9 protein-coding genes and 1 pseudogene are annotated in these 10,139 nt (G+C 54.6%); 6 read left to right on the forward strand and 4 right to left on the reverse strand.

Annotated elements, in window-relative coordinates; all coding sequences use genetic code 11:
* The first annotated feature begins 32 nt into the window (after nt 1-32).
* A complete protein-coding gene (locus KDX37_RS21725; RefSeq protein WP_231655080.1) occupies nt 33-1,343 on the forward strand; it encodes a GDSL-type esterase/lipase family protein in 1,311 nt (436 codons plus the stop codon).
* 282 nt (nt 1,344-1,625) lie between these two features.
* On the opposite strand, the gene KDX37_RS21730 is transcribed toward KDX37_RS21725, so the two are convergent.
* Nucleotides 1,626-2,468: an AraC family transcriptional regulator gene (locus tag KDX37_RS21730; protein ID WP_231655081.1), complete on the reverse strand. Its 843-nt coding sequence runs from the start codon at nt 2,466-2,468 to the stop codon at nt 1,626-1,628.
* A 224-nt stretch (nt 2,469-2,692) separates the two neighbouring features.
* On the opposite strand from KDX37_RS21730, the gene KDX37_RS21735 reads away from it, so the two are divergent.
* Nucleotides 2,693-3,385, forward strand: a complete 693-nt coding sequence (locus KDX37_RS21735; RefSeq protein ID WP_231655093.1) for a DUF421 domain-containing protein — start codon at nt 2,693-2,695, stop codon at nt 3,383-3,385.
* 141 nt (nt 3,386-3,526) lie between these two features.
* On the opposite strand, the gene KDX37_RS21740 is transcribed toward KDX37_RS21735, so the two are convergent.
* The 3 genes from KDX37_RS21740 to KDX37_RS21750 all read right to left on the reverse strand — a co-directional run bounded on the left by KDX37_RS21740 (nt 3,527) and on the right by KDX37_RS21750 (nt 5,583).
* On the reverse strand, nt 3,527-3,775 hold the full coding sequence (locus KDX37_RS21740) for a CsbD family protein (RefSeq protein WP_231655082.1): 249 nt from the start codon (nt 3,773-3,775) through the stop codon (nt 3,527-3,529).
* Between the two features lie 256 nt (nt 3,776-4,031).
* Nucleotides 4,032-4,787: a DUF4253 domain-containing protein gene (locus KDX37_RS21745; protein ID WP_231655094.1), complete on the reverse strand. Its 756-nt coding sequence runs from the start codon at nt 4,785-4,787 to the stop codon at nt 4,032-4,034.
* 43 nt (nt 4,788-4,830) lie between these two features.
* Nucleotides 4,831-5,583 (reverse strand): metallophosphoesterase, encoded by a 753-nt coding sequence (locus tag KDX37_RS21750; RefSeq protein ID WP_231655083.1) that lies wholly within the window; start codon nt 5,581-5,583, stop codon nt 4,831-4,833.
* 693 nt (nt 5,584-6,276) lie between these two features.
* Here KDX37_RS21750 and KDX37_RS21755 point away from each other — a divergent pair.
* The 4 genes and pseudogenes from KDX37_RS21755 to KDX37_RS21770 form a co-directional block, all read left to right on the forward strand.
* Nucleotides 6,277-7,377, forward strand: a complete 1,101-nt coding sequence (locus KDX37_RS21755) for a YbfB/YjiJ family MFS transporter (protein WP_231655084.1) — start codon at nt 6,277-6,279, stop codon at nt 7,375-7,377.
* A gap of 11 nt (nt 7,378-7,388) precedes the next feature.
* The gene (locus KDX37_RS21760) at nt 7,389-8,477 is read left to right on the forward strand and encodes an NAD(P)H-dependent flavin oxidoreductase (RefSeq protein ID WP_231655085.1); all 1,089 of its coding nucleotides are present in this window, start codon (nt 7,389-7,391) and stop codon (nt 8,475-8,477) included.
* Between the two features lie 5 nt (nt 8,478-8,482).
* Entirely contained in the window at nt 8,483-8,872 is a 390-nt protein-coding gene (locus tag KDX37_RS21765; RefSeq protein WP_231655086.1) for a tautomerase family protein, read from the forward strand.
* Nucleotides 8,873-9,581: 709 nt separating this feature from the next.
* Nucleotides 9,582-9,971: pseudogene (locus tag KDX37_RS21770) on the forward strand (IS66 family transposase); the annotation flags it as partial.
* Nucleotides 9,972-10,139 lie beyond the last annotated feature (168 nt).

Below are 10,139 nucleotides of genomic sequence, written 5' to 3' on the forward strand. Positions count from 1 at the left end.
TCACAGTGAGAAAAAGGCTCGCGTGCCTGTCAATGATTCTGATCTCTGCATTGACTCCGACAGCGTCCCAGGCTCAAACCGGTGAGAGGTGGGTCGCTGCCTGGATGGGCGCAGTTCAAGGGCCTTACCCAATAGGTAACCCCTCCGCGCAGCCAGACCTGAGCCTCGCTTTCCCGGTGCCTGAGCAAGGTGCGCAGGATCAGACCTTTCGCTTGATGGTGCGACCGGACATTTGGGGGACGCACGTGCGGATACGTCTGTCCAATGTGCTGGGCACCCGGCCTGTCACGTTTGATGGTGTTTACGCGGGGTTGCAGCAAGGTAGCTCAGCCGTGTTGCAGGGCACCAATCAGCCGGTTTCCTTCTCCGGAAAGTCGAGCGTTGATATTCCGGCAGGAGCGTCAGCCTGGAGTGATCCTGTGGCACTGCCCTTTGTGCAGGACAAAGACGCCTCATTACTTGTCGGGCGCAGGCTGGCGGTGAGTTTTCATATCAATGGTCAGAGCGGGCCGATGACATGGCACGCCAAAGCACTCAATACCTCTTATATAAGCCGGCCCGGAGCAGGCTCTGTCGGCCGATCCGAGGCCGAGGAGGCTTTCCCTTTCAGCACGACTTCCACTTACTTTCTGGATGCGGTGGACATGATGGCGCCAGAAGACACCAAAGTAGTGGTTGCCTTTGGAGATTCAATCACTGACGGAACCGGTACAACGTTAAATGGCGATGATCGCTGGCCAGACGTCCTGTCGAGAAAACTACATGCTGTTTATGGAAACAAGGTATCGGTTGTCAACGCAGGCATTGGCGGCAACCAGGTTGTTGGCCCAAGCAGCTATTCGGCACAGACGCCGTTCCCTGGTGGGCCTTCTGCGCAAATGCGCGTTGAAAGAGATTTGATAGGCGTATCCGGCGTCACCAGCATTATCTGGATGGAAGGAATCAATGATTTCAGCAAGAACGCCAATGCTTCCGTCGACGCGGTGAAGCAGGGAATGAAGGATGTTGTTGGCCGAACAAGGTCTCAGCTTCCGGATGTCAGAATCATTGGAGCAACCCTTACGACAGCCCTCGGAAGTACCAGTGCTGCACACGGTCACGCCGAGCAGAACTCAAAGCGGGAAGAGTTGAATCATTTCATCCGTACTTCGGGCCTTTTCGATGATGTAGTGGATTTCGATGCGGCGACACTTGACCCTGCAACAGGCGGCATGAAGAAGGAATACGTAGCGGACAGCACAACAGGTGGGCCCGGCGACAGATTGCATCCCAATAGAGCCGGCTATCAGGCGATGGCCGAAAAAATAGACGTTTCGCACCTGTTCAAGCCCAAGGCGAACTGAGTCCTGATTGTGACCAGGACGTTCATTCGGCTGCTGGCGCGCCAGTAGCCGATACGCTGTCGCCAAACATGTTTTGATCGCGAGTCAGAAGCTTGCCGATAATCCTAGAGCATCAGTTTTACTTTCTGCTCTATCGGTCAGGTAGTTGAAGTCCCTGGTAGTCCAGCCTTGTGTCCTGGAGAGCTGAAGCGTGCAGAACAGAGGATAACGAAACGCCTCGATTCAAGCTCAAGCCACGGTCAGCGCCTCCAACTCCTGCGGTAACGGGTATCGATCACATGGTTATGATGCCCGGTTACTCGCAAGCGGAATCCATACATCCACATACCCTTTACCTTGGGCCGGTTCGAAATCGGAACTGTATTGCTCGAACTCAGGGGCGTCGGCAAGCTCGTAACCGGATCCAGGCAGCCAGTGATTGAAGAGGGTAAAAAACGTCTGATGAATTTTCGAGATATGGCCCAGGTGCCGGAACACAGCATAGTTTTGCTGCGGCACTTTGAAGTACCTGAAAGCGGGTGGCAGATCGTCGACGCAGGAGACCTCGGTGCCGGCAATATACTCAAAGCTGCCATCCTCTGCAGGATGACAGCACAGCCCATAGGTACAGCTGCCTACTTGAAAGGGTACTTGCCCGATGTAAGGTGCGAACGCTTGCCACAAGCTGACGATGCCTTCGTTTTTATCAATGGTAAAACGATTCCCCTTACCGGCAATTAAAAACTCGGGTCTGGTTTCAAAGCGCGGTTCCGAGAGTGTAATCAGCTTCATTTCTTTCATGCGTAAAGGCTCCACCAACGAGAGAAGTTCGTCCTCATGCCCACGAACCTGCCTGGGAGTGAACCCAAACTGATCGCAGAAGGCACGCGTAAAGGCTTCATGGGAGCTGTAGCCAGCGTCCAACGCAACTTTCAGAATGTCCGGTGCTCCATGCCGCAAGGTCAGTGCAGCCTGGCTCAACCGCCTCGCCCGGATGTAGCGCATGACCGACCAACCCGTTGACAGCGCAAACAAGCGGGCAAGAGCAAAAGGAGAGATGTTGCAATGGCGTGCGACACGTCCAAGATCCAGAGGGGATCCAAGCTCCACCTCGATGTACCACAGGGCCCTTTCGATATTTGGCATTACGACGCTCCTTGAAGTCAGAGCAACGTTACCAAACGAAAGGGGCAGGCATTTGATCGTTCTTGCGGTTTCTGCACAGGCACATCGCCTGATAAAGCGCTGAACTGGGAGCCGCGCTTCTCGGCCAGAACAAGGCTAAAGAATGGACCATCAAGCGTCGTATTGTGATGAGCCATAATGACCTGGTGGGTCAACGACTATTACCAATAAATACAGAGGTCACGATGTCACCTTTTGATCTACAGCGAATGCTGATCGACGAGTTCCCACTGTCGTTTTTGCTGGAAGTGGCCTTCCGCACGACCTTCGCTTTCCTGGCTGTTTTCCTCTTCTTGAAGTCGAGTGGCCGACGGGGGATCAGGCAACTTTCGCTGTTCGAACTGGTGGTCATATTGACCCTCGGTTCCGCAGCCGGGGACGTGTCCTTCTACCACGACGTCCCGTTACTTCCAGTGACTGTCGTTTTTCTGTCTCTGTTACTGCTCTATCGACTCACGGTCTGGGTCATGACCAAGAGCAAGAAATTTGAAGCAATCATTGACGGTTTGCCTGTCACCGTCATCAACGACGGTCTTTATGAGCTGAAGTCCCTGGGAAAACTAAACATCTCATCCAGCGAATTGTTGATGGAGTTGCGGCAACAGGGCGTTGAACACCTGGGGCAGGTAAGGCTGGGACTGATAGAGACGGACGGCGATATCAGCCTTTATTTTTACGACCCGCAAGACGTGCGCCCCGGGATGTCTGTACTGCCATTAGAGCACCGTGCGGAGTTCCAGATTGCACCGGAGTCAGCATCGTATTGCTGCGTGAACTGCGGTTTCAGTCAGCACATTCTCGAACAACAAACGGCAGACTGCGCCCGTTGCCACGAAGATATATGGTCAAGGGCCTTGAGCACTCGACGCAGCCGATAGACCTGACCAGCCGTTGCTGTGGACGTCTCAAGCTGACCGGTTTGTTGCGCCATGACGCCGCTGCACCTCGTACTCTCAGACGAACAATCCATGAGAGTACAAGGGCGAGCGACGGCAGCCATTTCCAGCTGCCCTTCTGACTCAGCGGCGCAGGAGACGGTTCAGCACCAGCAGAGCTACTGCACCGATTGCAAATGCGGCAACGGGCTTCTCTTTGACGAACGTCGATACGCTATCCAGCGCATCGCCATAGGTTTGGGTCAGTTGACCGGCAGCCTGGCGACCCGAACCTTCTGCTTCCAGCTTCGAATCACCCAGCAGCCTTCCGACGGCACTCTGCGCCTTGCCAGCCAGCTTGTCTGCAATACCTTCTACTTGTTCACTTTTCATGGGGCACCAAACGTTCGCGATATAGGGAAACCCAGGATTGACCTGAGCTACAGGCTAGCTGCGGAACATTAGGGGCGTGGCCGTCTCGATTAGTTCAACTGGATGAGCCTTGAAAATTGTCCGCGATTTTTTCTGCAATTGGGTGGCTTTGTCAGGGTCATCTGGGTTCCGGACTGCACAGTCCTGACGCGCGCTGGAAGAAACAGTTGAGCATGGGATGGCATCGAATCAGTCGTGGTTATGCTATCCACGTAACTCATTCCACATAACGCAGCCAGAGATGCGTTCGACCGTAAATCGCCTGTGCGACCGCAGAAATCCGTGCTGACAGGTTTTCACCGCTCATGTTGTAAAGCGCACAAAAGTCTCTTGCAACGAGGTTAGCCACGCCTGTATCGGGGGGCTCAGCACGAATGAAGCCGATGTAGGACGCGCCTACGCCCATCAGCTCAAAGCCATGCACTTCTGAGAAGTGGCGCGCAACCGCGAAGTTTTTTGCAGGATCAAGGTCGGAAGCAAAATAGCCATTTGGAAAAGCAGTGAGTGCCTGAAAAGAGTGCTGAACGGGCACCAAAAGTGCTGAAAGAGGCTGATCAAAGAGTGAAACAGGATTTTCCTGATAATCCATCCATTCTTTTAGGGTCTGCTCATCAAGCGTCAAGCCATGCGCGCAAGCATCCTGGAAAGAAACGGCTCCTACCAGTTTTACGAAATTGCGAAAGCAGAATGCAAACTCCGCTTTTGTAGTCGGATAACCCAGGTATTGACCATTCTCGAAGCATTCTGGAGGCAAGTCGGCTATGTCCTGTTCCGATGCGTCGTCCATCCCTAGATTATTGCGCGCATGACCGGAGGTGTATCGTGCTTGGGCCAGATCATCAAGCGAGAACAAAGGCGTATACCCCGGATGCAAATCAGCAATCTTGCGGCGGGCCTCGGTCAGATCGTCAAAGCTCCTGATTCCGCTTACGCTGTACTCATCACATGTGCCTACTGACGGGTTCTGGGGCATGCCGCTACCGCGAAATTCAATATCCATAAAGCCCTTCGAGCCCTCATTCATGAACTGTCTTCAGCTCAGCGATTTTCTCTGCCAGCATTTCCGCCTGTCCAGACAGGACTGAGCGACCTTCGACGTAAATCGTATCGTCCTGCACGCAGTAAATCCCAAGCGGACCGTCGCCACCCCCTGTGCAATCCAAGGCCAGTACATTTCCCAGACGTGAGGGCGCCGGTACCCACGTATGTCCAATGCAGACTCGCCAGATACCTGATACACCCTCTCGAGAACGGTTTTTAACCCTTCCTCGCCCCCAGAGCGCAATCGCTTCCGTCTGTGGATTATCCAGGCTATCGACAAAGGTTCGCCAGGACATACCTGGCGGGACGTCTGCATGCACTACACCGACAACGCCTCGCGGCGAATCGATTTCGATCACGGTTGGAAGACTTTCCAGCTTCTGAATGATCATTTCTTTTGATTCGTCAGCGATGGTGAGCCACCACCCTGCGCCATGGGCGGTGTACCTGACATGAGGGTCTTGCCGGTAGGCCTGGGTCAGCATCTGCTCGTGATTACCCATGACGGTAAAAAACCAGGACTCGCCCAAGAGTTTCAGGCCATCAAGCATACCTGGGCCACGATCAATCAGATCACCGACGGCAATAACACGGTCTACGGTGCTGTCGAAGCCGAGCGCCTTGAGCCCTGTGTGGAGATCGACAGTCTTGAAGTGAATGTCTCCCACGACGAAGTCACGCCCGGCGTCGTTCTGCGGGAGCCTTGCCACCTTCCTGTCTGTGTGCACACAACCTCCTGAGGCAGCCATATGACGTTGATGCAGACATGCATTGTCTGCTGAAAATCGACTCAAGCAAACTGCCAATGGCCCGCTGGCTTCAGCCTGCCAGGGGCACGCAATGTTTGAGTTATCGGGTGCACTTCGCTGTGAGCTCTACGCTGGAGTCGGCCTAAAATCGCCATCGTGAATAATCGCAATGAGTTCGGGTGAGAAAGATTTCCGCCACACACGCTTTGTGAAAAGTGGGCGTCATTGGACGAAATACCCCCAGCAATGAGGCGAGGGTTTAATAGCGGAATATGGGGAAGCATTGACTGATCGCTGATGACTGTTCCTGCTATTCCTCCGTTCAGTTCACGTAAATCCATTCCAGAATCAAGTCAAAATGACAATTAGCAAGACAACTACCAGTCATTAAGACACAGTCACTATGACTCTTAAATATTCAACCCATTGATTAGTATTGTTTTTTTCTGGCATGGGTGTTGCTCCAAGGACTGCGTCAGTCAAAAGATGGAGCCACCATGCTCAGCCTTGCCTCTCTACACCTCTTCAGAGCGGTAACACGTTTTTCAGAAACGGCTGTTGCGGCGTCCACTGCGCACTTTTTGGAGGTGCACTATGGCGCCCGATTCTAGGATGGGTTCAAACACTGGAAGTCGTTCCCTGTTTTGGTCTGCCCTCGCTGCAGCGGCTGTCATGGCGGTAGGGATGGGGTTTGGTCGATTCGCCTACACGGGTGTTTATCCGGTAATGGTCAGCGAGGGTCTGTTAACCGTTCACGACGGTACGTTGGCCGCCTCTGCAAACTATGCGGGATACTTGATAGGGGCGCTGCTTGCAGCTCGGTTGCTCAGCCATCAGGCGCATCGTTGGGTTGTTGTTTCGATGGTGATGAGCGTGCTGTGCATGCTGGCCATCGCCCTCCTCCACTCCCTCTGGATGATCATTGCGATCAGAGGGGTGGCTGGTCTCTTCAGTGCCCTATCCATGATAGCTGCGTCGCTGTGGCTGCTTCAGCACAAAGGTCATCATCAGGGTGCTCCCATTCTCTTCGCCGGTGTCGGGTCAGGCATTTTCATGTCGGCCGAAATACTTGCCGCGGCTCAATCCGGGGGAGTCGGCAGTGCTGGCCTCTGGCTCGCACTGGGTTTGAGTAGCGCTGTTGTGGGTGCGCTTGCTCTGTTCAAGCTCGACAATAGTTGCTGCAGCACAAGCCACCGTTCAAATGACGATCTGCATGGACATCACATGCCGTTGGGCGCCTGGGCACTTATCTTCGCCTATGGCTTGGCAGGATTCGGCTACATCATTACCGCCACGTATCTTCCAATGCTGATCAAAGACAGTCTGGGCACTATGAACCCCGTCCACGTCTGGGCATTGTTCGGGCTGGGCGCAGCGCCGTCGTGTTATGGCTGGCACAGGTTCCATATGCGGGTTGGCACACATCTCGCCCTTCGTACCAATCTACTTCTTCAAGCATTTGGAGTAGCACTGCCCGTCATCTTGCCCCATGCAGCAGGGTATATCGGCAGCGCGCTGATCGTAGGCGGTACGTTCATGGGCACAGTCACGATAGCCATGCCAGCGGCGAAACGTGTCTCACACACGCTGAGATTCAATCTCATTGCAGTCATGACAGCCGCTTATGGCGCAGGGCAAATCGTCGGCCCTCTGCTGGCAAGTCACCTTTACGCTCGCAGTGGCTCGTTTACATCGTCTCTGATTGCAGCAGCCGTCGGACTGTTACTTTCAACCGCGCTGACCCTGCGCATCCCAGCGCTTAGTGAAACTTGAGGCAGTCAACCATGTCCCGAACAGGCTTATTATCCCTACTGGGGATCGAATACCCCATCATCCAGGCCCCCATGGTCGGGGTGTCTACTCCCCAGCTGGCTGCAGAGGTATCCAATGCCGGCGGGTTGGGATCTATCGGCCTGGGGGCCAGCACACCCGATCAGGGACGAGACCTGATCAGGCAGACAAGGACACTGACCAGCAAGCCTTTCAACGTCAATATGTTCTGCCACAAGCCCGCAACATTTGACCAGGCAAGGAATGAGGCCTGGTCAGCACACCTGTCCAAAACGTTCCTGGAGTTTGAAGCCGAACCGCCACTCGCCTTGCGGGAGATCTACACAAGCTTCCTTGATGACCGCGCGATGCTGGAAATGCTGCTGGAGGAGCGGCCTGCGGTGGTCAGCTTTCACTTCGGCTTGCCGTCCAGAGAGTGGATTACTGAGCTCAGGATGGCGGGCATCTTCACCATGGGATGTGCGACAAGCCTGCTCGAAGCCAGACAGCTGGAGAGCGCAGGTATTGACGCGATCGTCGCCCAAGGCTTTGAGGCGGGGGGCCATCGCGGAGTATTCGACGATACGCCCGGGCAAGATCATGAGATGGGGCTTTTTGCCCTGTTGCGAATCCTCAGTTCGTCAGTGGCTCTGCCGGTAATCGCTGCTGGCGGAATCATGGACGGCGCCGGCATTGAAGCAGCCATGAAGCTCGGTGCAAGCGCCTGCCAATTGGGTACGGCTTTTATCCTGTGCCCGGAATCTTCAGCGACAAGAGAGCATCGCGATGCACTCAAGACAGCCAAAGCCCATGAGACGCGCGTGACCCGCTGCATTTCGGGACGCCCGGCGCGCGGGATCAGCAACCGTTTTTACATGCAGGCGCTGGACGGCAACATACCTCGTCCGGCTGAATACCCGCTCGCCTACGATTTAGCCAAAGCACTGCATGCCGCCGCCGCTGCAAAGGGTTGCCATGACTTTGCCGCTCAATGGGCTGGACAAGGAGCACCGTTGGCACGAGAGCTGGCCGCTGCAGTGCTTGTCCAGACACTCATTCTAGAAATGCATGACCATCAAACTTCACCGCTACTCAAAAGGTAATCGATATGCCACTGCTCAAAATTGACCTGATCAAAGGCCGCTCGGACGAAGCTCTGGCGACCCTACTGGATACCGTCCACAACGCCATGGTTGAGGCGTTCCAGGTTCCTCAAAGAGACCGGTATCAGGTTGTGAGCGAACATGAACCGTCACGGCTGATTATCCAGGACACAGGGCTTGGCCTGACCAGAACAAACAATGTGGTCGTGATTACCGCGATCAGCAGGCCGCGGTCGGCTGACATGAAGCAAAAATTTTACACGCTGGTTGCAGAGGGTCTGGAAATCAATTGCGGCATCTCACCCCAGGACGTGATGATCTCGATGGTTGTAAACAGCGACGAAGACTGGAGTTTCGGCCTTGGACGAGCGCAGTTTCTGACTGGAGAGCTTTGATCCTGATGCAAGGGACAACTGATCCGCGCAAGCCATTCTTCGCCCAGTGCCGGGATATCCGCAGTTGAATGGTTCGATCTGGCCCCGTCGTACCGATGCGTCAGCCGACGGTTAATGTATCGGTTCGCTTTTGGGCCGTCATCTCCTCCACGGCGGGTATCCATTATTTTTCGGGCTGGAACCTGGCGAGCATCTGAACGAAACAGAACCAGGTTCAAAAGTCGCGGACTCCAGCGGTGTGCGAGTCAAGGCACAGCGCCCCTCCGGACTGGCTCAAACTATCAAACTGCACTTTGGCACCCAGAGGAAATGGATAAGGCCAGGATGATAGTGAGAGCAGACGCGGCGAGCGCTGGCAGATGTGTCGGGTCGACGAAACGCTTCTTTGACCCATCCTCACATGCCGGCGCCGGCGCCTGCCTTGCGGTCTGGGGTATTTAACGCAAGACCGGGAAGCCTTCCCAAACCGTATCCGAAGGAATGTTTTTATCCCGTTCACGATTCCACAAGCGCACTTCCAGACCGTTATGCACGGCGGTAGCACATATGGCCGCCTGACCGGTGTTGAAAGATATCAAAACAAAGCGTTTCACCTTCGCAAGTGCGCATATGGACTTTTTGATCGCGGACCTCGATGTGCTCGACGCGGTCGCTGATCAGAAGTATCCCGGAGTGCCGCGCCAGCGCAATGGCTTGTTCGCAGGCCTGGGTACCTGTGCGCCTGTTTGATGGTTATCGTGAACATGTCATGACCGATGATTACGCCGGTTACAACGCGCTGGGCGCAAAGCCTGGAGTTAAGCGTCCGGGATGCTGGGCGCATGCTCGACGCAAGTTTGTTGAAGCACAGAAAGTGCAGCCCAAAGGTAAAACGGGGCGTGCCGATATCGCGCTGAACCAGATCAACAAGCTTTACGGCATCGAACGCGACCTAAAGGCTTGCGGCGACGCTGAACGCAAGATCGGCCGTAACGAACATAGCCTGCCGATACTGGCTCAGTTGAAAAGCTGGATCGAAAAGACGCAGCCACAGGTCACCGCTCCGAACGCCTTGGGCAAAGCCATCAGTTACATGGCAAGCAGTTGGAACGAGCTGGAAAGTTCAATAGCTTTTACGTTAGAGGACTGTGCATACAAGCTTTGTCGGAAGATATCCCAACCTGATTGCTGAACGAGCCCCATGAAAGACAGGACACCGTTTCCCCCTTACGATAAGGGATAGGCAAACGGTTATGTTTATGACTAACAGCAACGATAAGAGTGGGGA

Source organism: Pseudomonas californiensis, assembly GCF_021147775.1.
Lineage (GTDB): Bacteria > Pseudomonadota > Gammaproteobacteria > Pseudomonadales > Pseudomonadaceae > Aquipseudomonas > Aquipseudomonas californiensis.

Excerpts from the sequence above, each read along its gene's own strand:
- KDX37_RS21725 (WP_231655080.1), top strand. The coding sequence starts at position 33 with ATGATTCTGATCTCTGCATTGACTCCGACAGCGTCCCAGGCTCAAACC.
- KDX37_RS21755 (WP_231655084.1), top strand. The coding sequence starts at position 6,277 with ATGGCGGTAGGGATGGGGTTTGGTCGATTCGCCTACACGGGTGTTTAT.
- KDX37_RS21760 (WP_231655085.1), top strand. The coding sequence starts at position 7,389 with ATGTCCCGAACAGGCTTATTATCCCTACTGGGGATCGAATACCCCATC.
- KDX37_RS21740 (WP_231655082.1), bottom strand. The coding sequence starts at position 3,775 with ATGAAAAGTGAACAAGTAGAAGGTATTGCAGACAAGCTGGCTGGCAAG.
- KDX37_RS21765 (WP_231655086.1), top strand. The coding sequence starts at position 8,483 with ATGCCACTGCTCAAAATTGACCTGATCAAAGGCCGCTCGGACGAAGCT.
- KDX37_RS21735 (WP_231655093.1), top strand. The coding sequence starts at position 2,693 with ATGTCACCTTTTGATCTACAGCGAATGCTGATCGACGAGTTCCCACTG.
- KDX37_RS21730 (WP_231655081.1), bottom strand. The coding sequence starts at position 2,468 with ATGCCAAATATCGAAAGGGCCCTGTGGTACATCGAGGTGGAGCTTGGA.
- KDX37_RS21745 (WP_231655094.1), bottom strand. The coding sequence starts at position 4,787 with ATGCCCCAGAACCCGTCAGTAGGCACATGTGATGAGTACAGCGTAAGC.